29 protein-coding genes are annotated in these 23,705 nt (G+C 53.5%); all 29 read right to left on the bottom strand.

Annotated features, from left to right (window positions below):
• Window positions 1-54 precede the first annotated feature (54 nt).
• The gene (locus tag H7R76_RS10460; protein ID WP_063922173.1) at window positions 55-642 is read right to left on the bottom strand and encodes a phage baseplate assembly protein V; all 588 of its coding nucleotides are present in this window, start codon (window positions 640-642) and stop codon (window positions 55-57) included.
• Window positions 632-1,888 (bottom strand): phage baseplate assembly protein, encoded by a 1,257-nt coding sequence (locus H7R76_RS10465; protein WP_003030329.1) that lies wholly within the window; start codon window positions 1,886-1,888, stop codon window positions 632-634. Before H7R76_RS10465 ends, H7R76_RS10460 begins: the two co-directional genes overlap by 11 nt.
• The gene (locus H7R76_RS10470) at window positions 1,872-3,203 is read right to left on the bottom strand and encodes a DNA circularization protein (protein WP_063922172.1); all 1,332 of its coding nucleotides are present in this window, start codon (window positions 3,201-3,203) and stop codon (window positions 1,872-1,874) included. Before H7R76_RS10470 ends, H7R76_RS10465 begins: the two co-directional genes overlap by 17 nt.
• 237 nt (window positions 3,204-3,440) lie before the next feature.
• Entirely contained in the window at window positions 3,441-4,472 is a 1,032-nt protein-coding gene (locus H7R76_RS10475) for an IS630-like element ISEc33 family transposase (RefSeq protein ID WP_003033020.1), read from the bottom strand.
• An 83-nt stretch (window positions 4,473-4,555) separates the two neighbouring features.
• Window positions 4,556-5,686, bottom strand: coding sequence for a hypothetical protein (locus H7R76_RS10480; protein ID WP_182968081.1), 1,131 nt, complete (start codon window positions 5,684-5,686; stop codon window positions 4,556-4,558).
• A gap of 57 nt (window positions 5,687-5,743) precedes the next feature.
• A complete protein-coding gene (locus tag H7R76_RS10485) occupies window positions 5,744-6,724 on the bottom strand; it encodes an IS5-like element ISKpn26 family transposase (RefSeq protein ID WP_182930037.1) in 981 nt (326 codons plus the stop codon).
• A gap of 45 nt (window positions 6,725-6,769) precedes the next feature.
• Window positions 6,770-7,711 carry a phage tail tape measure protein gene (locus tag H7R76_RS10490; protein WP_227673962.1) on the bottom strand — a complete coding sequence of 314 codons (942 nt, stop codon included), beginning with the start codon at window positions 7,709-7,711 and terminating at the stop codon, window positions 6,770-6,772.
• A gap of 155 nt (window positions 7,712-7,866) precedes the next feature.
• The gene (locus H7R76_RS10495; protein WP_003030336.1) at window positions 7,867-8,235 is read right to left on the bottom strand and encodes a hypothetical protein; all 369 of its coding nucleotides are present in this window, start codon (window positions 8,233-8,235) and stop codon (window positions 7,867-7,869) included.
• Window positions 8,235-8,609 carry a hypothetical protein gene (locus H7R76_RS10500; protein ID WP_003030339.1) on the bottom strand — a complete coding sequence of 125 codons (375 nt, stop codon included), beginning with the start codon at window positions 8,607-8,609 and terminating at the stop codon, window positions 8,235-8,237. The genes H7R76_RS10495 and H7R76_RS10500 overlap by 1 nt, the downstream gene beginning before the upstream one ends.
• A gap of 13 nt (window positions 8,610-8,622) precedes the next feature.
• Window positions 8,623-10,359 carry a phage tail sheath subtilisin-like domain-containing protein gene (locus tag H7R76_RS10505; RefSeq protein WP_227673963.1) on the bottom strand — a complete coding sequence of 579 codons (1,737 nt, stop codon included), beginning with the start codon at window positions 10,357-10,359 and terminating at the stop codon, window positions 8,623-8,625.
• Window positions 10,340-10,567, bottom strand: coding sequence for a hypothetical protein (locus H7R76_RS10510; RefSeq protein ID WP_032933147.1), 228 nt, complete (start codon window positions 10,565-10,567; stop codon window positions 10,340-10,342). Before H7R76_RS10510 ends, H7R76_RS10505 begins: the two co-directional genes overlap by 20 nt.
• Window positions 10,548-11,213 carry a DUF1834 family protein gene (locus H7R76_RS10515; RefSeq protein ID WP_063922169.1) on the bottom strand — a complete coding sequence of 222 codons (666 nt, stop codon included), beginning with the start codon at window positions 11,211-11,213 and terminating at the stop codon, window positions 10,548-10,550. The genes H7R76_RS10510 and H7R76_RS10515 overlap by 20 nt, the downstream gene beginning before the upstream one ends.
• The gene (locus H7R76_RS10520; protein ID WP_181522747.1) at window positions 11,213-11,641 is read right to left on the bottom strand and encodes a gp436 family protein; all 429 of its coding nucleotides are present in this window, start codon (window positions 11,639-11,641) and stop codon (window positions 11,213-11,215) included. The genes H7R76_RS10515 and H7R76_RS10520 overlap by 1 nt, the downstream gene beginning before the upstream one ends.
• A 3-nt stretch (window positions 11,642-11,644) precedes the next feature.
• Window positions 11,645-12,085 carry an HI1506-related protein gene (locus H7R76_RS10525; RefSeq protein WP_063922167.1) on the bottom strand — a complete coding sequence of 147 codons (441 nt, stop codon included), beginning with the start codon at window positions 12,083-12,085 and terminating at the stop codon, window positions 11,645-11,647.
• Window positions 12,085-12,993, bottom strand: coding sequence for a Mu-like prophage major head subunit gpT family protein (locus tag H7R76_RS10530; protein WP_003030348.1), 909 nt, complete (start codon window positions 12,991-12,993; stop codon window positions 12,085-12,087). The genes H7R76_RS10525 and H7R76_RS10530 overlap by 1 nt, the downstream gene beginning before the upstream one ends.
• A 13-nt stretch (window positions 12,994-13,006) precedes the next feature.
• Complete coding sequence (locus H7R76_RS10535) at window positions 13,007-13,414, bottom strand: hypothetical protein (RefSeq protein ID WP_063922166.1); 408 nt, start codon at window positions 13,412-13,414, stop codon at window positions 13,007-13,009.
• Complete coding sequence (locus tag H7R76_RS10540; RefSeq protein WP_063922165.1) at window positions 13,414-14,526, bottom strand: phage protease; 1,113 nt, start codon at window positions 14,524-14,526, stop codon at window positions 13,414-13,416. Before H7R76_RS10540 ends, H7R76_RS10535 begins: the two co-directional genes overlap by 1 nt.
• 217 nt (window positions 14,527-14,743) lie before the next feature.
• Complete coding sequence (locus H7R76_RS10545) at window positions 14,744-15,286, bottom strand: phage virion morphogenesis protein (RefSeq protein WP_003030352.1); 543 nt, start codon at window positions 15,284-15,286, stop codon at window positions 14,744-14,746.
• Complete coding sequence (locus H7R76_RS10550) at window positions 15,283-16,536, bottom strand: phage head morphogenesis protein (RefSeq protein WP_182967707.1); 1,254 nt, start codon at window positions 16,534-16,536, stop codon at window positions 15,283-15,285. Before H7R76_RS10550 ends, H7R76_RS10545 begins: the two co-directional genes overlap by 4 nt.
• On the bottom strand, window positions 16,523-18,100 hold the full coding sequence (locus H7R76_RS10555) for a DUF935 domain-containing protein (RefSeq protein WP_063922163.1): 1,578 nt from the start codon (window positions 18,098-18,100) through the stop codon (window positions 16,523-16,525). The genes H7R76_RS10550 and H7R76_RS10555 overlap by 14 nt, the downstream gene beginning before the upstream one ends.
• A complete protein-coding gene (terL, locus tag H7R76_RS10560; RefSeq protein ID WP_063922162.1) occupies window positions 18,100-19,764 on the bottom strand; it encodes a phage terminase large subunit in 1,665 nt (554 codons plus the stop codon). The genes H7R76_RS10555 and terL overlap by 1 nt, the downstream gene beginning before the upstream one ends.
• The gene (locus tag H7R76_RS10565; protein ID WP_003030359.1) at window positions 19,754-19,963 is read right to left on the bottom strand and encodes a hypothetical protein; all 210 of its coding nucleotides are present in this window, start codon (window positions 19,961-19,963) and stop codon (window positions 19,754-19,756) included. Before H7R76_RS10565 ends, terL begins: the two co-directional genes overlap by 11 nt.
• A complete protein-coding gene (locus tag H7R76_RS10570) occupies window positions 19,956-20,456 on the bottom strand; it encodes a DUF1804 family protein (RefSeq protein ID WP_003030360.1) in 501 nt (166 codons plus the stop codon). The genes H7R76_RS10565 and H7R76_RS10570 overlap by 8 nt, the downstream gene beginning before the upstream one ends.
• Before the next feature lie 2 nt (window positions 20,457-20,458).
• Window positions 20,459-20,743 carry a hypothetical protein gene (locus H7R76_RS10575; protein ID WP_003030362.1) on the bottom strand — a complete coding sequence of 95 codons (285 nt, stop codon included), beginning with the start codon at window positions 20,741-20,743 and terminating at the stop codon, window positions 20,459-20,461.
• Entirely contained in the window at window positions 20,740-20,982 is a 243-nt protein-coding gene (locus H7R76_RS10580) for a hypothetical protein (protein ID WP_182967709.1), read from the bottom strand. The genes H7R76_RS10575 and H7R76_RS10580 overlap by 4 nt, the downstream gene beginning before the upstream one ends.
• A 17-nt stretch (window positions 20,983-20,999) precedes the next feature.
• Complete coding sequence (locus H7R76_RS10585) at window positions 21,000-21,629, bottom strand: hypothetical protein (RefSeq protein ID WP_063922161.1); 630 nt, start codon at window positions 21,627-21,629, stop codon at window positions 21,000-21,002.
• The gene (locus tag H7R76_RS10590; protein WP_003030369.1) at window positions 21,595-21,861 is read right to left on the bottom strand and encodes a DUF2644 domain-containing protein; all 267 of its coding nucleotides are present in this window, start codon (window positions 21,859-21,861) and stop codon (window positions 21,595-21,597) included. Before H7R76_RS10590 ends, H7R76_RS10585 begins: the two co-directional genes overlap by 35 nt.
• Window positions 21,852-22,502 (bottom strand): glycoside hydrolase family 19 protein, encoded by a 651-nt coding sequence (locus H7R76_RS10595; protein ID WP_003030371.1) that lies wholly within the window; start codon window positions 22,500-22,502, stop codon window positions 21,852-21,854. Before H7R76_RS10595 ends, H7R76_RS10590 begins: the two co-directional genes overlap by 10 nt.
• Window positions 22,503-22,697: 195 nt before the next feature.
• Complete coding sequence (locus H7R76_RS10600; protein WP_182930037.1) at window positions 22,698-23,678, bottom strand: IS5-like element ISKpn26 family transposase; 981 nt, start codon at window positions 23,676-23,678, stop codon at window positions 22,698-22,700.
• Between the last annotated feature and the right edge of the window lie 27 nt (window positions 23,679-23,705).

A 23,705-nucleotide genomic window follows, 5' to 3' on the forward strand; every position in this document is an offset into this window, starting at 1 on the left:
GCTGATGGGGTTCAGTGGTATTTAAAGGCTGGAGAAAATAAACAATACCATGAATTACATTTGCTGATTGGGTTTATCTGTTGTTCCGGCATCGCCACCATGCTTATGGTCGTGGTCGTCAAATGTATCTCGCATCGCCTGTACTGATGATTTACCGTCAGAAACATCATTAGTTCCGTGGAGTAATGGCGTGTCGAATTGTGCCCCCGTGGTCGCTGTCACATCAAAATCTTCCGTCACAACTTTGAATTGTTTTTTTGCATTCATCAAAAAATAATCGCAGTTCGCTTCAATAAGCTTTCCGCGCTTCAGGACAATATTACTACCTTCATCAGTATAGATAGCAACCTCTCCGGATTTCAGCGCCTTGAGACGATAACCACCATGTTCTGTTGCAATGATAATGCTGTGGCTGGTGAGGCCATTAAGCGGCAATATGATCGCTTTCGTCCCCGGCTGCGGGTTAGACGTAAAACCATAGTGCTGGTACAGTTCGGCGTCCTGAAGCACCTCACCATGTACGCCTTTAACCTGGACAGTCTGTACATCGCCGGTACTGTTAGCGCGGGTTAAAACGCCTCTGAACGCCTTTCTAATGCGGTTTAACGCACTGTTAATTCTGCTGTCAATTTTATTCCACATCGATAATCTCCAGCTCTTTATTAGTCTTAGTACGGCGTTTGCGCGTCTTGCGTTTTTTCGGAAACGCATCAGGTATCCAGATGCCGTCTTCTTTAAACCGAAGGGTTGTAATAGCTCCGTCAGGACGGCCACCGGAGAATTCTCGCCCCATCAGAAAATAAATATCGTCAATGCCCAGAATATCGCAGCGCACCCGTACACGCTGGCCGGGTTGCCATAGCTTGCCACTGGCCATGCGATGCCCCTGAACGACAGCGGTAAGGTCATAACCATTAAGGCGTGCATCAGCCATCGCTTTTCTGGCCCTGAAATCAGCCTGCTCCTGGTTGTCGGCATCTCCAACCATCATGATTTGTGGTCGATAATAGGGGACTGTAGTATCGCGTACGGTGCTACGCAGACCATGCTGGCCTGTTTCAGGCGTCCCGGTGGTCATTAAGATATCATCATCATCTGTAACATCAGCCGAATCATCCGCCAACTGCGCAGCTGTCATCGGCTCTGAAGCCGTATCACTACTATCGTCTACGTCTATAATTTCAGTGTCATTCTTTGCCGACTTGCTACCCTGCGCGTGGCCCTGCGCCAGTACAGTCAGCTCCGAAAAACTTCCGTTTATGGATGACCGGTCATTCAGATCAAGGACATTGGTGCCTTTACCATCACGATTAAGAATGAGTGTTGCCAGTGGGTCTGCGGTGTAATCCGGTCCCCCTATAACCAGCGTCCCGTCCGGGTCAAACCATGGCCACAGGCCACGTGCGGATGCAGCACGCTCCAGCGTATCCCAGGCTCGCTCACCAGGCTCAACGCTGACCTTGTCGCTCTGGATAGAGGACTCGGCCATAATGCGGATATTTTTCACGCCCAGCGGCCGCACGATTCGGGCGATCACTTCTTCCAGGCTTAACTGACGGGATGTGAATACCGGTGAAGCACAGTCAACCAGCACCGCTGAACCATCCCGTCCAGTCACCGTGAGTGAGACTTGCTGGCGGGAGACCCGACGTTGTACGGCATCAATACGCCCGGACATCACTACATCATTACCAATTCTTACCACCACTGGTGCACCGCGCTGGATTACCGCCGGGAATTTACCTTCGGGCAGACCCAGCGTAACACTCCAGGCATCTGCCGGAACCAGAAAATCAGAATCAATCTGATAGCGACTCCAGGCACTGTGCACCTTGCCGTCGATGACAAGCGTGACTTTATCCTGCTCTGTTTTATCGGGAGTAGGCATTCAGAATGTCTCCGGTTTTGATGGCATTAGGGTTGCGTAGTGACGGGTTGAGGCGAAGCAGCTCGGTGGCGCGGGTGTAATCTCCGTACCACAGATGCGCCAGCAAATGCAGGTTAGTCTCAGCGCTGACGACACGGGTTGTCAGCGGAGGGCGTTGCATCATGACCGCTGTCGCCTGTTCCTGAACGATGACCGCCAGTGTCTTGAGACTGTCAACGACAGGTAACCAGGTAATACCGGCTGGAGTGGCGGTGGAACTGACATTCTGCGTATCACTGGCGAACGCATCACGGATTTGCGTGATGGCTGTCTGCAATGATGTTCGGGTATCACCGGCAATATGTTCGATATCATCCGGGGAGAGCAAATCCCCGAGGTCCTGATCGCTCAGAATATCTGTCGCGTCCAGTACCATTTGCAGTGCGACCTGCACTTTGACCGCTGTGACCAGTGTAGTGATGTCGTCAACAGATGAACCGCCCGGAACGGTAACTGATGCAGAGGTTTGCCCGGTGACGATTTGCTCTGGCAGAGCGGCCACATCCTGAAGAGCCGTACGCCCACGCCCCCAGTCAGCCATGACGATGCCCGCTACCCCAGTAACATCGGCTGACTTCGCATAGCTCCCCGGATTGCTGCTGACGGATGATTTAGAAGATAACGATGTGAGCGACAGCGCATTCTGAAGGTCATTCATAAATGCGGCCGGATAGTTAACAAAATCCGTCGTACTGCTGACAAAGCCGGTAAGTTCACCTTTGAGGACAGTAACCATACCCAGTGCCGTCGTTGCCAGTGATTTGGCACGCTTCATCCACTTCTTTGCCGTGCGCAGTGGCGACAGGAGGTCATCAATAGCATTTTGAATGCCGTCAAGCGCCGATTGTACCTGATTGAAGGCGATATCAGCCTGCGACATTGGGTCGCTTGCGCCAAACAAGGCAATGCCCGGCCTGGCCTGAATAAAGACTACTTCGACCACACAGTAGTCCACGTTCTCTGCTTCATGAGACGCCTGGTATTCGATACACTGCATATACAGCATTGAACCAAATACCGGATGGATCATTTCAGCGCTGCCACGCACATCGAGCGCGGCCAGAAATGCCTGCAACCTGGTTTCATAGTCATCACCCCAGAATAAGGCAGTCACCCTTAGATTACGTGGCTTGCGGCCAAGGTCTTCAACATCACCGCCGTCCACATAGGGATACTCATAAACAGCAGTATCCCGGCTGGCACTATCACGGGTGTTGACGATATCAAAGCGAACGCCACGAAATGAGGCATCCTGTAGGGACTCTTCCCAGCTCACTGAGGGCCTCCTGTTGAACCGCGGTTTGACTGTTCACCATTGAACTCATTGACGGCCTGAGCAATTTCACGTTCATTAAGCATCACTTTAGTCGTGATCGTAAGAGGCTGACTTTTTGGCTGTTGGGGAAGCAAATATGACGGCACGCCTGTTGTGGCTGGGTCAACCTGTCCGATAGTAGAAGGTGAGCTCCACCAGGAGCTAAATGCTTTACCTAAATAGCTGCGCCTAATACCGCTACACTTTTGCCTGACCATGTTTTCCTCCGGGGAATGGGCTGGCGGTTTCCATAAAATGGCGGACCTTTTTCAGTAACTGCCACATTGAGCGGCACTGATGATTACGGGTTATCGTGTCATGAAGTGCCTGCCATAGCCGTTCCACATGATTCACCCACGGCGAGTAAACCGGCTGGTAAATTACCCTGAACTTGGGATTTGCTTTCAACCAGCGCTGTGTTTCGCGGCTTTTATGGATAATGTAGTTATCAACGATCAGCGTGATTGTTTTCGCCCGCCGGTAAGTGGCTTTCAGGTGCTTCAGCAGAGCGATAAACAGCGCTGAACTTTTGCTGTTGCCGCCCACGTAGCTGACTTTACCCGTGCCACTGTGCAGTGCGCCGGCCAGATAGTATTTTTCGTTCTGCCCCGGCGTCACTACCCGTTTCTGCTGTCCGCGCAACTGCCAGTCCGCACCGATTTTAGGATTAAGGTGAATATCCACTTCATCTTCATAAAATACCGGATGCTCTGCGTTGCATTCATCCAGCGCTTTGTGGATTACCGCCATCTTTTCATCTTTATGTGGGTCACGGATGCGCAGAGTTGGCGCGGCCCTGCGCCATACAAGCCCCGCAGATGGCAACCAGCGGCGAACGGTTCCTGCATGTAACTGGCAACCGGTTATCTCATTGATTTTTATTGCCAGTAATTCGGTGCTCCAGCGTGAACGTTGATAACCAAAATCGCCGGGAGAATGCTTTATCAGCTCACGTAACAGGGTGCAGATATGTTCAAAAGGCCAGCGTCGGGAGCGCCCTGCGGGTAAGGATTTCAGGCCTTCAATACCTGAGTGCGTAAACCAGTTAATCCAGCGACCAACGGATGAACGGGCACAACAGAGAGTTCTGGCAACATCGCTGACCCGTTCACCCCGATGAAGCATCAGCATGGCCGTGAGTCTGCGGGCATGATTTTTATCGCGCGTTTTATGAATAGCTTTCTGCATCAGGCGTCGTTCGCCACGGGGTATTGGTGCTATGATCGGCATCGCTCAGTCCGGTTGGTGGTTTTGGTTGGTTTGGCGAATGATCAGATCGCGCAATCCGGGCTGAGTTCCCTTTCAGTGATCTACTATTCCGCGCAGCTATTTAGATCGATATCGAAGAGTGGCTTCTTATTCTTATCCCGCTCTTTCATTTTATTGACGAGAAACTCACCAGTATTCATACCTGCATTACCGGCATCATCTCGCGCGTCATCATAGGTATTATTGAGGTCATAGACTGCATATGCGGCAGCCAGAGGGCCAGCAATTCGCCATTTTAGAGGGCCACCACCTTTTGTGATTGCTCCCCAGGTACGACCCAGAACACCACCACCTCCAGCACCGCCACCAGGTAACTTAATACCACCTGGTAATTTAACTCCACCGCCGGTGAGGAAGCTCAGACCCGCGAATGCGATAGCGGCGGCCGACATTGCTTTAATCGCTGTAGTCGCCCCTGAAATAGCTGTTGTTAATTCTGGATATTCTTTTGAATAGTCGGCCAACTTGCTGGCGAGATCACCATATAAATCCGCAACAGGTTTCATGGAATCCTGTTCAGAAAACATTTTCTCAGCTTCTAGTTGCTGGGATTTGAAATCGTTTGTTGATGAAATTACATCAAACGATGCTGCTCCAGCCCCCGTAGAATTACGAGTGCCTGAGATTTGGTTCTTAATATATTCCCGCTGAAGAATATTTGTTGTTAGTGCGGCACCAGCTTCTCTATCAGCAATAATCTTTGATGTAATCGATGAAATAAGAACCTTCAGCGCAGCTTCCGCATTATTTCCCTTTTCTGTCCCTTGGAATTGTTTTGATTCTGCTCGTAGGCGCTGCACGCCTTTATCTGACGAAACGATACTATCCACTGCCTTCATAAATGCATCAGAAGTGTTCACACCTTGCGAACGCTGTTGTGATAGATACTCCATATAAGGGACCGTCTTGCCGTCCTTCCCACGAAAACGATAATTTTTCATGGAATTTTGTGTGTCAGCGCTTGTGATTTTATTTAAATAGTTTTCAACGTTAGTTGCAGCTGAATCTGGTGTGCCTGACGTTAATGCATTTGCCTGATTCATTGCCAGTAATTTATCATAGTCCTGAAGACCTCTCATACCTAAGGAAGGTGCGAATAAGCAGGTCATTTCTTCCAAAGCTGACTCGCTGATTAAAATTTCGCGGATCTGGGCCGATTTTTTTCCCGCAAACACATCGAATCAGCCTATTTAGGCTATTTTTTCCGCCATTTCTGGCGTTATTTCCGGTTTTTAGTGAGATCTCTCCCACTGACGTATCATTTGGTCCACCCGAAACAGGTTGGCCAGGGTGAATAACATCGCCAGTTGGTTATCATTTTTCAGCAGCCCCTTGTATCTGGCTTTCACGAAGCCGAACTGCCGCTTGATGATGCGAAACGGGTGCTCCACCTTGGCACGGATGCTGGCTTTCATGTATTCGATGTTGATGGCCGTTTTGTTCTTGCGCGGATGCTGCTTCAAGGTTTTTACCTTGCCGGGACGCTCGGCGATCAGCCAGTCCACATCCACCTCGGCCAGCTCCTCGCGCTGTGGCGCTCCTTGGTAGCCGGCATCGGCTGAGACAAATTGCTCCTCTCCATGAAGCAGATTACTCAGCTGATTGAGGTCATGCTCGTTGGCCGCGGTGGTGACTAGGCTGTGGGTCAGGCCACTCTTGGCATCGACACCAATGTGGGCCTTCATGCCAAAGTGCCACTGATTGCCTTTCTTGGTCTGATGCATCTCCGGATCGCGTTGCTGCTCTTTGTTCTTGGTAGAGCTGGGTGCCTCAATGATGGTGGCATCCACCAAAGTGCCTTGGGTCATCATGACGCCTGCTTCGGCCAGCCAGCGATTGATGGTCTTGAACAATTGACGGGCCAGTTGATGCTGCTCGAGCAGGTGGCGGAAATTCATGATGGTGGTGCGATCCGGCAGGGCGCTATCCAGGGATAATCGGGCAAACAGGCGCATGGAGGCGATTTCGTACAGGGCATCTTCCATGGCACCGTCGCTCAGGTTGTACCAATGCTGCATGCAGTGAATACGCAGCATGGTCTCCAGCGGATAGGGCCGTCGGCCATTGCCCGCCTTGGGATAAAACGGCTCGATGACAGCGGTCATATTCTGCCATGGCAGAATATGCTCCATGCGGGAGAGGAAAATCTCTTTTCGGGTCTGACGGCGCTTAGTGCTGAATTCACTATCGGCGAAGGTGAGTTGATGGCTCATGATGTCCCTCTGGGATGCGCTCCGGATGAACATGATGATCTCATATCAGGAACTTGTTCGCACCTTCCCTAATTTACTGGCCGCTGCCATCTGTGTTGATAGTTTGGCCGCCATATCGGATAACTCAAAACTACCGTTCTCACTAGAGCGAACAGATTTATCAAAAAATGTAGGTAAATCTTCTGGTTTAATACCAAAGTTTGCTATTCCAGCTGATGCTATTTTCGCTAAATCTTCCGGGTTAGCTCCAGTAGCAGTGGCGTATTTCATAATATCAGGTAGTATTTTCATGGCGGTATTATTATCAACCTGACCAGCAGCAAATAACGAGCCAAGTGTTGACTGCGCCGCCTCCGGCGTTCCGCCTCCTTTACGGACGGATTCGCGAATAGCATTATTTATTATCGGAATTTTTTTCTTTCGCTCTTCAGGCGATAATTCATTAAATGCAGTATTAGCAATCCCGGCATTTGTACGTTCGAATGCCATCTGCCGCTGTACTGGGTCTTTGATTACCATAGCAGCAGCGGTAACACCACCCGCAACAGCTGCAACAGTTGAGCCTACTGCTTTGATCTTTTGCATTCGGGTCATCGTTTCACTGACACCAACCAGCTCAGTACGCAGCCTGCTAACACGCTCAGTCATGGCTCGGAAGGCTCGACTTTGTTCATTCACGGACATCGTACCCGCTCGGGTCAGTCGATTATAGGCGGCCTGTGTCTGCTGGATTTCACGCCGAATTTCACGCTCGGAACGGATGCCAAGCGATGAACGCGCCGAACTGGCGCGACGATACTCATCCTGAAGCGTTCGCGATGCACGAATAGCCGAACTGGTATTTTGCTGCTGTGATTTTGCCTGCTCATCACCTGCTTTTTGCGTCGCCCTGGTCTGCTTGATGATGTCCTGCATTGCCTGCTTCAGGACTTTCGATGCACCATCTCGGGCCAAAAGGGAGAGCGCAAGCTGAAGGTTGCGTGCCATAAGTTATCTCCGGACGGGTTTCTTTTTGCGTCGGGATTTGACGCTGCGCACAGTACGCGAAGAGGTTTTATCGGATTTTTTGCCGTGCAGACGGGCCAGTGCATCGATATGCGCGTCCAGTTCTGGACGCGTCATGTTTCCGATTTGCTGCTCGCTTATGCCGTATTTTCCGAGTGCGAGGACTGTGAGGCGGTAGCCGCTGATGCGCTGCTCAAACGCATCCGCTTTTTTTTAGCGGCTTCAATCTGCGCATCAATGATGTCGAAGTCATCATCATTGAGCTCGTTAAGCAGCAGCTCCGGCGTGATGTCTTCTTTGGCTAAGTCACCCAAAGCGGTTAATGCGCTGGCCATAACCGCCACACGGTAGTACATCCCTGCTGAAGCACCTTCCGTGGTGCCGCAGGCTTCATCCGTCAGGCGCAGCGCTTCGATGGTATCTTTCACGACCGGCAGGCCAACGCTGAAATCGTAATGCACTTTATCACCGGCTTTAACGCCGTATAAAAGCTCGTGTTTTTCCATTATTCAGTGACCTCACGTAATGCCTGCATGGTGATATCGCGGCGTGCTTCGTTATCCACGCTGTAGGTTTTGCCCACGGTCAGGGTAAAGCAGTCCAGGTAAGACGTACGCTTACCCGTGTTGCTGAGTGGGTACTCAGTAATCTTCGACCCTTCGATACCTGCCCAGTCCAGGTCACCGGAGGCCGGAATCACCACGGTCAGAGAAAGCTGAATCTCTGCGATACCACGGGAAAAGCCCTTAGCTCGTCCGGTACGGTTCATGGTTTTCACCAGCTTACGACCGGTATTGGTATCGACCTTGAGGTCCGTGACTTCAATCTCCTGGCCATCCACTTCCATGACGATGGCGCCAACGTATTCTTCAAGTGCCATTTTTAGTCACTCCTTACAGGTAAAGGTCGATGCGACCCGCGAAGACATGGAGACCGTTCACCACATCTGCCGGAATACGCGCATTGAGGCGGTTGGCATCCTGAGAGTCTTTCTCTGCGATCAGATCGGCGCGATTGGCCATCACGTTCTCAACAATCTCCAGCTCTTCAAGCTTCAGCAACACGTCCAGCAGTTCGCTTTCCACTTTTGGCGGCGTTCGTGTGCTGAGTTTGTCGCGTGGGAATCGTAGGGAGATACGCTCACGACATGACTTGCGGACGTAATCCAGTGTGCGAATGGTGGTCAGGTCGAGTAATGCCACATCATCAACGCCTTCAGCGTTGCGGGTATAAGTGGTGATAGCGCGGACGATCTGAACTTTATCACCTGGCCCGATTTCAAATGGCGTCACCCCATTATGCAGGGCATTTTCCTGCTCAGTACGACCGGGCCAGTTCTCCATTGCGGTTACGTCAAGCGCATCCATAGCCAGGGTGTTAAGTGGACGGGCCGGGTCTTCTTCCGAGGCGATCACCGCCGCATAGGAAGCAGCAATCTCGCACGGCAACTTGACCGAGCCGTTATGCCACCCCAGCGTGATACGGCCTTCGTTAAGCGATTCCGCCAGCGTAATCGCGGAACTGAGACTTTTCTTCCAGCCTGCGACACCAATAGCACCACGCTGCTCAAGCGGGCCGCTGACATTGGTCAGATGAGAGCGCAGCGTAGTCAGGGAGGGCTGATCGTTATAAGGTGAAACCACGATGTTGTGGCCACCGGCGAACGCCGCCGCGAGCACTGGAGCAAGATCGTAATTTCCGCTCCCGCCCGCCATAGCCGTCACGGCCACTGTGGTTCCCGCCGCTCCCGTAATGGCTCGCAGGGAGATATCGTTACCATCAATCCCTTTAGTTCTGGCCGTAAATGTCAGCACCCCCTGAGCACTGGTAACAGTCACTGGCAGGTCTGGAGACGCAGCTACTGCGGCCATAAGCCCTGTGGCAATAATATCCACGGCATCCCCGGAGGCGACGGCCACATCAAGACGAGTATCACCGATATAAATACTCAGCGTACCATTACCGGTTGCGGGACCCGTGATGGTGACCTTTCCGGTGGCGGCAACCGCGCCAGCGGGCTCGGCAATCGTGCTGCTTCCCCCGGCCATATCGGCTACGGTCGCAGTCACCCCCGTAGCTGTTGCCGAAGAGACGACGGTGATCGCATTACCCGCTGTTCCGGGCTGCTTCGCCGTCAGAGTGACCACCGCAGCCTGAGCTGATGCCGTTACCGGCAACGAGGATTTTGCGGTAATAGCTGCGGCCAGCGCGGTATCAGCGTCGCTGACAGCGGCTGTCACATCAGTACCATTGATGGTAGCTTTCACTTCCCCGGCCGCTGTTGCTGGCCCGGTCAGCGTAATTTTTCCTGTGGCGGCCATTTGTGTCTGGCTTCCGCGAGAACCGATCATCTGCAACGACAGGTACGGATTAGACTTGATCGCTGCACGTGCCATCAGATGCCCCAGCGAGCCGCGCCCGAAGAATGTCGCAGCCTGTTCGTCTGAGTAGATATCAACGATTTGCAGATGTTGAGCTGTTCCGGTAGGCAGGATTGGCGTCATCATCAGCACCCGTTGAAGGTTGCCTGGCAGAGTGCGTACGGCGAGGCGGGTATTGAACTCAAAGTACTTACCCGGCTTGCGAATGCTGCTGCCGATTTCGAAAAATTCAACGTTTGGACTGGACACGTTTCACCTCTTTTTCAGGAATATCCGTAATGGCAGGCTGCTCTGCTTGCTCCGGGAGAACCTCAACCAGATCGCCATTCATAATCTGGCGCAGGTAATAGGCGGTCTCAGGAACTGTGATGGCCTTTGCGTCGGTGATATAACGGCGCGGGGTATTCTCCATCGGGACCCGGATACCCTCCCGGGCTTTAACTGTTTTTACTGGCATGGGGAATAATGTCCTCTGCATCAGCCCGGTCATCTCCGGGCTCCAGGTAATAACTTAAATTGGTTGATAACCACGCCGGATCATCTTCAGTCGTTTTGCCGCCATACGGAGTAAACAGGTTATCCTCATGGCCAACCGGGGCATTCTCCAGAGGGAAACGACCATTCTCCAGTGCGTTCTCTACCCATTTGGTGTCAAATTCACAGGCAAACACAGACAATGCGCTGCGTTCATACTGGGTGTTAAACAGAGTTCGAACCTTGCCCGGTAGCAACGCATCAATTTTCAGCCCGGCATCATCAAAATCCTGTCCGGACAGAAGGCGTCTGACGGCGGCTACCATCCGGTACGTACCGATTTCATCCTTGCCGACACCACCGGTGCGGGAGGCCTCTTCGCTGCGCACGCTTCGATCGCCAACAATGACCACAAACCGGCCATAGGTAACGAACTTATTGCGGGCAGTGTTGAGGCGTTCAGTCTTCTGAATACCACCAAACGTGACCCAGACGCCGGGTAACTGGCGGATAACCTCAGCTGGCTCGCCATCCATCTCACCACCATAGGAGCTGACCTCCCTGACCATCCTGCCAAGGCCCTGTTTCAGACGGGCAACGATAGCCTGCTCTATCTGCGTGATAACCATCAGAATCCGCCTCCATCCGTCTGGTCGCGTCCGAAGACGCGCCCACCAGATACGACTTTCGCACCGGAAGTGCTGCGTATTACAGCCCCGGCTCCCGTACGCCCCAGCGAAATGTTTCCGGAAGCCACCTTTTCCAGATATCGGATGGTGTCTTCGTAACGTTCACGAATCTCCTGGGTCATCTGGGTGTCGGCACCGCACAACAGATAACGCGTGATATTGCAGCACTTACCCACCAGAACTCGGGGTTCATCAGACCATGGCACCGGGTAGCGACCGCAGAGATAACCGTCGATTTCGGCACTGGCCTGCGACAGTGCGGCGCTCATAACATCGTCATCAATCAGCCCGGTTAAATCCCGGTCGGTGATGGCGATGCATTCCCGCTCGCCAAACGCTTTCACCATGTCATCTCGGGTCGCATACATGGGTTAACCCTTTTTCTTGCCTGACGTTTTATCGTCCGCAGAGCCTGCCTCATCGGCAGCTTCCGCTTTCGTATCTTGCGCCGGTTCGGCAACCTGTGCGCCATCACTCCCGGTAGCAGTCAGCAGCCCCAGTTTTGCCGCCAGTTCGTCACGTTCGGCTGTCACGGTATCGAGTTTCGACTTCAACTCGCTGGCATCGCTATTGAGCTGAAGTACGACGGCTTCGAGCTCAACGATACGATTACCGGCGTCAACCAGCGCAGTATGCACATTGCCGTTTTCCGCGCCTTCTGCCACCTCAATGACAATCAGGTTTGGCTCAGACTTCAGCTCCTGCAACTGCGCCTGGGTGAAGTGATCATCACCGTACGTGGTTGTGGTTTCGCTGTGGGCGATGCCGCAGCGGCGAAAGCCATCGCGTTTCGCAGTGATTTGAATCGGCATTACGCAACACTCCCATCAGAGCCATAGCCCATCTGCCAGAAACCGTAGCCACCGTTGGCACGTGCTTCGGCACCGAAACGGAACTTCTTATTCATAAAGACGTTATCGTTGCTGTAGTCCGTCTGCTCGACGAAGTCCGGCTTTTTACGCTCCTGATAAATCAGCGGCTTCATCAGCTTGCTGGTATCCAGCAGGAACCAGGCGGTATCAGATTTGAGGTTTGGCACGACCATCACCTCAGACGTCCCCTTATAGATGTTCGGGGTGTTGTCCGGGAAACGGTCTGCCGTCATCAGATAGTTAGCCACATCTTCCAGCGCCGGAGGCACCACCAGAACGGTCGGGTTAATACGTAGGGATTCGCCTTCTTCATCCTTGAAGCTACGCATCGCAGTACGAGCGGCTCCATAACTGGCTTGCGCTTTGGCCAGCGTATCGGCATTGAGTTTTTTGGTTCCCTTGTTGGAGACAGAGGCCCCATTGACGGGATGGTCGCTATCAAAGAAGAACTGACCGTCGTAGCACAGATTTTTAAAACCATCACTCAGCAGCGCAAAGACAATATCGGCGGGCAGTTCTGCCGCTGATTGTCCCGCAGCCTGAGCCTGCTGAGCATAACCAAGGAGCTGATCGTCTTCGATATCGTTACGGTCAACTTCAACGGTCGCTTCCCAGTCTTTGTTCTGGATGGTGTAGTTAAAGGCAGCGAGTGACTTAATAACCTTTTCACCAATCCATTCCCGCATCTTAGGGAAACGACTCAACCAGGAGTAATCGTTCTGGCTACCGGTGGATGGCACCACCATGGCGACCTTTTGCCAGTCTGACGGGGTCTGGGTGAAGGCCTTCTGAAAGGTGGCTTTCAGATTGATAAAAATGGATTTAACGTTCTGTTTATTGACTAACACTGTGATTCTCCTGTCAGAAATAGACCCAGACACCGTCGGCTTCGATCCCGGCGACTTTGCCTGCGTACGGACGTTTGTCTGTGTCGCTGCTCTTGGCCACTGTCACGCTGTCCACGACGTAACAGTTTTTCCCCACCTCAGCCTGGGTTACCGGATCAGCGGTACTGTTGGCAAAAAGGAAGCCCCGACCACGGCGAATAATGACCAGTGCATCGCCATCAGCACCCCCCGTGTTATCTGCCCAGCCATCAGATACACCGAGAACCGTCTGCGTGGATACCGCAGCGCCTGCACTTGCCGGAACGGCATAGCCGGTCGCATTGACGGCGACCATATGACCACCATAAATCACGGTCGCAGCAGCCATCGGCTGAGGACCCAGCTTTTCGTCACGATGAGGGGTATTGCGATCACCGGTCATTACTTCGCTCCTTTATAGAAAGAAGAGATTTCATCGGGGTCGGTGCCCATCAGGGAGCAGACCGCGACATTCAATGTGTCGTCATCACCCGCAGGTTCACGCTCAGGCGCACCTTTTGGTGGCAGGCCACCAGTCTGGCTGTGACTCAACGCAGCAATCTTCGGTGCCTTATCAATGAAAGCGGTAAGGCTTGCCGGGTCGGATTTAGCCAGTGACTTCGCCCACGCTTCCTGTGCCGGTAGAAGTCGGCCATCACTGAGCGCTACCGTGACGAGAGTTTCTGCCTGCTGGATGGCCAGCGCGGCTTCGTTCGTCGAACCTGCTTTTGCGACTGCCTGCTGAATCGCACTGTTCATGACATCGACGGCCACCCATTTAGCCGGGTCAGGACTCTCGACCTGGGCACTCAGTTGAGCAATGGACTGCTCACGCTGAGCGAGGATCTCAATCAGGCTGACTGAAGCAGCTGCCGTTCCCTGACCACCGGACAGCTGGTCAATGAGCTTGTTCAGCTCGGCGATAATGTCGTCCTGGGTTGCTGTGATCGGCAGATTCAGCATCCAGCGTAGACGTTCAAGTAACTCATCCATTGCGGTGGAGTCCTCTGGTTGTGGATTGTCGGTGGCGCTCAGGAGCGAGGCTGCGGCCAGAATGACCTCATCCATGCCATCAAGTGCCGGGGTATTGGTCAGCGCAGCATTAATCAGCAGCTGCACATAGCCATCGGGTTTGCTGTAAGCAAATAAAGGAGAGATATAGCGGTACTCATCGGCGGCAATCATCTCTGCCGCGCGAGCAGTCCAGGCAACGTCAATCGCAAAAAGGCCTTCACCTTCCCGCCATTCCAGTTGCTTGAACCAGCCCGCGGCCGGAACGGGCAGACCGTTGGTCTTCGCCTGTTGCACCTGATGTTCATAATCCAGCATGTAGGGCGTCTGACGTGCATCTGCCTGAGCAATCAGCGCAGCAGCAATCTCCGCCGTCATGACCCAGTGCGCGACATCATCAGGACGACCGTCCATCGCCCGGAACTCACCAGCCGGAAACAACTGGATGACACCGGGAGTCGCTTTGTTGATTTCAATTGCCAGAGCGGCGATACATGTTTTCATGCCGCCCAGAGTACGGCAGCGGGAAAAAGATGATTAGCCTGAGGGACTTCAGTGGGGAGTTATCGAAGTGAAACAGACATACGAGGGAGAGAACAAAGGAGAAAGCATGACAAACGTTTTTAAACCCCTTTTAAAAACGCCTGACGGGTCGCATGACGAATCAGTCTACCACTTTTCCATTAAACGCGTCATGGTGGCTCTCGCTTCGCTTAATGGCCTATTCGATAATCCGCTGCAAATAGGTCTCAATCGTCGTTTCCATGCCGCTGATATCATCCTCGGTCAGATGCAGGAACGGTCTGGCTGGCATCGTGATTTTGTATTCCCCGATGGTGTTCCATTGAGAGAAGTTGGATCGGGACTTTTTGACGAACCGGTTACCGACACTGCCATTTTTATGCTGGCGGTAATAGGCCTGCTGGCTGCGGGCGGCGATATTAATTTCGCCACCCTCCTGGTGGATACGGGCATATTTGACATTGGTGCCGACAACCGCTTCGTCATTGGTGCTGTACTGGGTGATGCTTTTGGCCAGTCTCCCGGATTTTTGCAGAATTTTACCGCCATGACGTTTGCGTGCATATCGGGGACTCCAGCCCATCCACTCCGGACGGCCTTCACGAGCGAAGTTTTCTTCCACCGCATCTGCCATGGCTGCCGCCAGCTCGCGCATGATGGGTTCCCGGTTCTCAAGCTCGTTTATCAGCTTACCCAGCGACTTCTCAAAATCACCGGTGTCATAGGTGATGGTATAGCTCATCGCTTTGAACTCAGTAATACTGCGCCATCAGATATATCCTGTGCCCTGGTAACGTCGCCGCCGTTGACCAGTGACAGACGCCAGCCGTCTGCTGTGCCTGTGCCCCGAACGGCGCGGGTGCCGCTATCCCCGAACAACGTCCACAGCAGATTGTCGCCATCGAGCCAAACGTCTTCGGGCGACGCCAGCAACGCTGGAAGCTCGGACCATAGAGGGCCAGGAGCCTGGCTAACATCGGCTTCGTGGATGCTGAGTGTCACCGGGTGACGAATGCCGCGCTCTTCCAGACGGGTCAACAACGCCGGAGAAATGCCCCCGACGCGCTTCAGGTCACCACGAGTAGACGTGCGCAGGCTAACCTGATCCACCCAGCGGCGCACATCGTCGGAAACAGCATTTAATACGGTTTTATCAGAGAGCGTCTGGTGGATAGCTTCGCTCGCGATACGCGGTGTGGTGGTGGCTGATTTATCCATAAGACGTTGCCCCAGTGACGACAACCATCCCTGGCCGGGATTCTGACCAAAGCCAGCATCAGGCGTATACAATTCCCCTTTGTAGCGCAGAGCCTTAACTTCGCGGGTCTCTTTCGGTCCCCATGCCTGCTGAACGGTCACGATATCTTCTGCCCACGACTTCACTTCGATACCGAGGCGTTTCGCATCAGCCTCTGTTCTGGCACGGATGCGGCAGCGGCAGTGATAGCCGTCTGGCGGGTACATGAATTGCCAGACTGGGTCATCATAGCGGGCGGTAAACCCATTGAGACGAGCATGAAGTGGGCGGGTATGCGTATCCATAACCGCAACACGCTCCCAGATAGGGCGAAACTCAGTATTCGCCATCTGTTCAGCATAACGACCGGCAGCATAGGACGCCTGCATATTGGTCTCAAAGATGGTACGAAGGCGGCGGGGCGTCAGCTGCTTGCCCTCCAGCACACCATCATCATCGGCCAACAGCTTCGCCTTATCGGCAAGCCACCCCTTGCGGGTCAGTATGGGGGTCAGTTGTCGCTCAAAGTCCCGCAATGTACCGCCGCTGTCCTTCATGCTGAGTAAGCTTGCGTGAATATCTTCCAGCACATCCTGCTTCAGTACGCCCGCGACAGTAAACGACGTAGCGTGAGCGCTGGCCTCAACGTCATGCCAGTTAAACCCGATGGCATAGCCTTTGGATTTGAAATACTCAATCGCTTCTTCGGGTTTCAGACCGATGGCGTAACTGAGATCAACATCAGCTTTCGGCATTGAGACGTCCCCAGACTTCGCTCACAAACAGAGCCTGCTTCAGCAGCTGCTGTAGCTGCGAATCATCCAGTAACGGGTAACTGGCAGCAATAATGTCCAGCGCTTCATCGGGAGACTGTCCCTGATTTAATGCCGCTATGACCGGTGCTATCAGTTTCTCCATGGCTTCACCAATGGCGATGCCTGGGTTGGTCTTATCCAGTGCATCCTGTGCCGGGTCGGTAATATCGGTACGGGTACTGAGTGCGGTGAAGTTCGACCAGGCCGCACCATTTTGCAAAGACAATCCCGCCATTGTTGCATTGCGTGCGGGAGCTGCCAGCACGACTTCACCTTTTTGCGGCTCAGGAATGCCAACCTTTTTATGCACCCATGATGCCGGAATAGACGCCAGACCGGCGCGATCAACCAGGGTAGCCACACCTTCCGCAAAGTCCTTAATACTCTCCAGTTCCCGTGTATCAAAGACCAGACGAGGCTGTCGGCGGGAGCTGATGTCATAGCCGTTAATGGCCAGTAACATGCGGATGAAACCACGATAAAAACCCTCTATCTGGCGGGCATCGGCAGTGAGAAGATCATGGCGGACTTCGTTATGTACGTTGCCCAGCGCGTTAGTTGAGCTCTTACCATCAGCCTGGCTGGTCAGCGTCCCGCCCAGAATGACCTTGGACTCGGTACGTTCAGCCCAGTCAATCATCGCCATAAAGGGATCTGATTGCCCGCTGGCCGCCGATTTAAACTCGATGGTTGTCCCTTCAGGGATGACGCCCGAGGCGTTATGCCCCAACGATACCAGCGCCTGCATCAGTTTATCCTGCTCATCTTCGGTAGCACCGGGGAGGTAAGTGCCAATACGAGCCGGGAGACCATAGATTTCCAGAAACTCAGCAAGGTCACGAACGCCGAAGTTCTTAAAGAGATATGGCCAGACCAGTACACGGTATAACCCGGACTGCGAGATATAACCTGATTTGGCATTGTGGGTATGCACCAGCCAGCCGAACGGCCACAGTTCAGCGCCGTCCATTGTGCCGTCATTCAGGCGAATTTCGTCACCCTTATCGGGGGTGGTACAGAACCAGCGATGCGGACGCAATTTAATCTTCACCGGCAACCAGACGCCGTCGGCGAGTTCCCACTTTTCGATTTCCATCGCAGCGAACCCGTGGCCGATAGCCTCGGCCGCATTGAGGGTGATGTCCTCAAAGTCGGGAATTTCAGCAAACCAGCCAGACACTATCTCGGCTATTTTACGCTCTTCTTCGGTGGCGTTCGGTGGTGGCTCAATACTCCAGTCCAGGGTGAGCAGCGCATTCTTTCGCTTACTCATCTCCGAAAAGATATGACCATCACGCTCCACCATATCCTCAAAGAGATCGGCCTGGGCGGCAAGGTCTCCCTGCTCAGCAGCCTCAAGGATGCGCGGTAATTTTGAGATGGTGATACCGCGCGACGGATGCGTTGGCCAGCTGCGGTTGAGCTGTACCGTCTTTGCCGTTTGCGGGGCCTTCAGGACCTGACGATCAAGAGGGCGACCATACTGGTCGAGAATCTGTACCATTACCATCCTCCGGATGTGCCGAACCGGTCGCCATGGCCACGGCGGGGAACGGCTTTAAATTCAAAATTACCCGCGCCTGAGACCGCCAGTGCCCACAGCATGTGAAGACAGTCTGGGCCATCATCGTGGTCAGCCTTAGGAAAGTGGCGCAGTTGCTCAATCAGTGTGCTCTGGGTGGAGTGCAGACGGATAAGTCCGTTGGCCATATGTGGCTGAAGGGACTCAATACGCAGGAGTTTATCGGTATGCGGCATGACAGCACGGGCAGGAACCGGGACACCCGCAGCAGCAGAACGCTTCACCAGTTCAGTGCGCAGAAACTCCTGGAACTGGACGCTTTCCACGGCCCAGACCAGACAGCGGTATTCTTTTTGTAGCGCAATGACGTCTGAGATAATCATGTCAGGCACACGCTTACGGATACGGGCTTCGACCACATCAAGTATGCCGGTAAAACGGTTATATCCACCGACGAGGATCGCCGAGGGGTCACGACTGTTTCCCGCCTTACCAAGACTGGGGTCAAGGGCACCATAGAAGCGCCACTCTGCCAGGCGGTTAACCCAGAACTGAATGCAGCCCGCAAACGGTGCATCTTCACCGCTAACCGGGTCATTCTGATATTCGGCATCGAAGGTACTGTGACCATCACGGGCGCGGATCAACATCAGGGTATAAAGCGGTCTTGCAGCCCATGAGACAATCGCACCGGCCTCCATCTCTTCCTCATGTTCTGTGTAGAAAGCCTGCGCCAGTGCTTCACCATCCTCATCATTGTTACGCAGTATCTCTTCCCACTTGTCCCACAGCTCCATGTTGTGTGGCCAGCTGATAAGTGCCTTAAAACGGGCTCGCTTCCATAGCGGGTTTTTGAGGGTACGGGAGAGTACCGAGTCGTGGTGCAGAATGGTGCCGATATAGACCACATCGAACTTAGAACCCGCGCCGCCCAGTGGCAGTACGGTTTTTTTCAGCCAGTTGTCCAGCTTGTCACGTTGCTCCGGGTTACGTACCTGTTCATCGTTCTCGATATCATCGAGTACAGCCAGGTCAGGACGATATGGGCCATGGCGCAGACCACGCAGTTTTTTACCGCTACCGGCCACCTGAACTTTGATGTCGTTGCGGGTGAGAATTGTGCCCATCTGCCAGACACGCCCACCGCCCGTTGCTTCGGGGAAATCCATCAGCAGGCGCGGGTTAAACTGTAGCTCGGCCTTGATGGCCTCAAGCATCGGATAAGCCTGGTCTATCGAGTCCATAATGATGACCGGGTAATGCTTGAGCGCCAGGACGATACACCAGATAACAAACAGCTGGCTAACGATGGTGGATTTAGCTTCACCACGAGGTGCAGCGATGGCATCGTTCTGCCCGGTCGTTGCCTGGACAATCTCTGGCAGGCGACTGTAGAGATGCTTATGCAGCTCACTTTTGGCGGTATGGCGAACATAGTGCGGGAAGTAGTTCTGCACAAAAAACTCAAAGCCGGTGACTGGGTCAGCTACGCTTGCGCGGCGAACGGCTATCGCCGCAGGCTTCGGATCAAATCCAACATCTTCGGCCTCGATGGTCCGACGAAGGCTGGCCCCCAGCTCGGCAAGCTCGGCGAGGAAATCTTTACTGGAAAGTTTTTTACCACTGGACACAGGCTTAAACCCCATTTAAAGCGTCATTAACCGCCTTTTCAAACCGGTCTTTCGCGGCCCATCGTTCATTACGCAGGGAGAACTCAAGGCATTCGATGCGCCCGTCAAGCAGGTGGACGTTCACTTCATCCCGGAATTCCGGTAACTCTACGTAGGCCACCTGGCTCGCCATGACGCTTACACGCGAGTTAACGCGAATCAACTTGTCAGCCATAATGCTTCTCCATTTCGCCCCCGAAGGGCTCCAGAATTTCAACGAACGCAGCAAGATGCTGCGGGTAATGCTCGGCCACGAAGGTGCTCAGCTTCTGGATCACATCCAGCGCCACCGCCAGTTGACTAACCTCCGGCAGAATCTTTTTGTTGGCTGCAACGGCTTTATTGAAGGCATCTGCCAGGCTTGCCAGCAGTTCAACGCGCTTATCTGCCTGAAGGTCGGTATTGGTGGTAAGCAGTTCCAGCGTGACCTGGTACTGTGTCATCAGACCGGTGAGAATGGCGCGGCCAATATCCTCCAGCCCGTTGCCCGCCATAATGTGAGCAGCCCGCAGTTTGTCCCAGTCATCCCCCGTATCCTGCGCTTCCTTCTTCCAGCGCCGCGCTGTCGCAAACGCAACACCTGCCTGTGCTGACGCAATTTCAAGCGACATCTGGCTGAAGATGTACGACCGTCGCAGTTTTTCCCGTGTTTCCTGCGGATGAGCCATACCTATAGCTCCAGCTTTGCGCGGATTAACAGGATGGCTACAGCAATAAGACCGCCAGTAACTCCACCGGCGATAGCCCCGGCTTTTGCGCCATGACGGGTTGCATCGGCATTAATGGCTGATAAACGGGAGTCGATTCGCTCCAGCTTGTCGTTGATACCGCCCAGAATATCGGGGTTAACTGGCATTTGCAGACGGTCGAGCTGAGCAGAGATTCGGTTCAGCGTTTCGTGCTCATTGCTGGCAATCGGGATACGGCGGGTACGGCGCTTTTGTCTGGCTTTCATTTGTCGGCTTTCCTGTCGAGTTTGTTATCGATGCGCTCAATGGCCGCTCGCAGCTCTTTCATCGCATCCATCATTGCTGTGTAGTTCGTCCGGGCATCTTCGCGGCGCTGATACTCGTCGCGGATGCGTTCGACGGCTTTTTCGAGGTCGTGAATATCCTGATTCAGGCGGCGAATAAAAATGCCGCCAAAGAGTGCGGCCAGTCCCACAGCAATCTGGAAGGCCGTGTCGAGAGTCATTACCGTGTTCACTCCTTTCACCTGTAGTAATCGTTAATAGCTTGCAGACGGTCGCGGAGTGACAGGCACCATTTGCCATATTCCGCGCTATGACCAACTATCCCGGAGGGAGAGAGTCCGCCACCGGCGCGGAGGGCATCTCCGGTATCACCAGTAGCGCTGCCGGTGGTTTCTGGCAGATGGTGACCAGCGTGGACTGTTTGGGCTGAGGGGTAGCCGAGGGCTTCACGCCAGAGTTGCAGGCTGGCAGGGCCAATACCGGTATAAGTATTACCATCGCTTTTAATCGCATTTTTAAGCCTCTCTTTCAGGTCTTTTACTTCCCGACGATGGGATGCATCCTGTTCCGCGAGCTGACGGCTTATTTCGTCAGCTTTACGCTGCCAGGCTTGTTGCGACGCCAGCGCATCTTTAAGGTCGGACGCATACTGGTTCGCGGCGGTAATACGCTCCTGATCCCACTGTGATTTTTGCGTGTTAAACTCGCTGATAAGCGTCGATTTTTCCTTACTGAACGCAAGCGCCTGGTCACTCAACTGCGATTGCGTAATGAGCGTTCCCAGCCATACACCACCACCCGACAGAACGACGATTAGCAGAAGTGATTTCCAGTTACTTTTGAGAAGTTTCAGGGTTATCGCCCACATTGTTCACCTCTCTGGCTCGTTTAATGGACATGTGTTTCGATGCCTGGCTCTGAGCAACCCACGCGCCCAGATAAGCCCAGTACAATTCAGTCGCAATCTCAGTTCGGGTGACCGTGACCCAGACGAGCACAAAGGAGCTGATAAGGAAGGCTCCCAGAATGATGGTGTCGGAGGTGGAAAGCCGCCCAGAGCCGGGATTGGTGATGAGGTCACCCAGGGAGATCAGACGCATAACGCTGCCTTAGCCACGTCATAACGTGCCTGACGATCAGCTTGTCCCTGTGCAGGAGGGTTAATACGGCGGGTGATAGCCAGAAAACTGCCACTGTCGGCCAGCTCGTTGCAGCCGTTCGTCCTCCAGTACCATGCCGCACTTCGGGCAGCCTGATTGAAATCAAGCAACAGGTCTGGATTATTAAGCAGGTCAAGCCCCAGGCCTTTACCACAGTCCCGGTAATTATTTCGCAATGTGATCTGGATTAGCCCACGGCCGCGATAACGCCAGCCATCGCCGGAAGCTTCATTACCGTTACCACCCTGATTGGCATAAACGTAATTCGCCATTTTCTCTGGGTTTCGGATATATCGACGTGCAAATTCGACTTCAGCGGGTTCAATGATGCGGTTTTTATTAAGATCAAAATCGCTTCGGAAGATTCTGGCAACACGCTCAGCGTCGGAGTAATAGAGATTCTCGCTAATAGTGTTAAAGCCACCGCTTTCATGACCGACCTGAGCAATGAATGCCGTCAGCCTTTTTGGGGTATTAATCTGGAATTCATTAGCAGCGGCACAAAGAGGTGCCAGCCAGCGGGCAGCGACAACGGCTGAAATGCCTGCTGCCTTCTGAAATTGTGATTGAGTTAAAAGCATGACGCCATCCGGTTAATTAGGGATGGCGTCAGTATTTCATTGGGTTAGGGAAGGTGCGAATAAGCAGGTCATTTCTTCCAAAGCTGACTCGCTGATTAAAATTTCGCGGATCTGGGCCGATTTTTTTCCCGCAAACACATCGAATCAGCCTATTTAGGCTATTTTTTCCGCCATTTCTGGCGTTATTTCCGGTTTTTAGTGAGATCTCTCCCACTGACGTATCATTTGGTCCACCCGAAACAGGTTGGCCAGGGTGAATAACATCGCCAGTTGGTTATCATTTTTCAGCAGCCCCTTGTATCTGGCTTTCACGAAGCCGAACTGCCGCTTGATGATGCGAAACGGGTGCTCCACCTTGGCACGGATGCTGGCTTTCATGTATTCGATGTTGATGGCCGTTTTGTTCTTGCGCGGATGCTGCTTCAAGGTTTTTACCTTGCCGGGACGCTCGGCGATCAGCCAGTCCACATCCACCTCGGCCAGCTCCTCGCGCTGTGGCGCTCCTTGGTAGCCGGCATCGGCTGAGACAAATTGCTCCTCTCCATGAAGCAGATTACTCAGCTGATTGAGGTCATGCTCGTTGGCCGCGGTGGTGACTAGGCTGTGGGTCAGGCCACTCTTGGCATCGACACCAATGTGGGCCTTCATGCCAAAGTGCCACTGATTGCCTTTCTTGGTCTGATGCATCTCCGGATCGCGTTGCTGCTCTTTGTTCTTGGTAGAGCTGGGTGCCTCAATGATGGTGGCATCCACCAAAGTGCCTTGGGTCATCATGACGCCTGCTTCGGCCAGCCAGCGATTGATGGTCTTGAACAATTGACGGGCCAGTTGATGCTGCTCGAGCAGGTGGCGGAAATTCATGATGGTGGTGCGATCCGGCAGGGCGCTATCCAGGGATAATCGGGCAAACAGGCGCATGGAGGCGATTTCGTACAGGGCATCTTCCATGGCACCGTCGCTCAGGTTGTACCAATGCTGCATGCAGTGAATACGCAGCATGGTCTCCAGCGGATAGGGCCGTCGGCCATTGCCCGCCTTGGGATAAAACGGCTCGATGACAGCGGTCATATTCTGCCATGGCAGAATATGCTCCATGCGGGAGAGGAAAATCTCTTTTCGGGTCTGACGGCGCTTAGTGCTGAATTCACTATCGGCGAAGGTGAGTTGATGGCTCATGATGTCCCTCTGGGATGCGCTCCGGAT

It is taken from the genome of Klebsiella sp. WP8-S18-ESBL-06, assembly GCF_014169755.1.
In the GTDB taxonomy this organism is placed as follows: domain Bacteria; phylum Pseudomonadota; class Gammaproteobacteria; order Enterobacterales; family Enterobacteriaceae; genus Kluyvera; species Kluyvera ascorbata_B.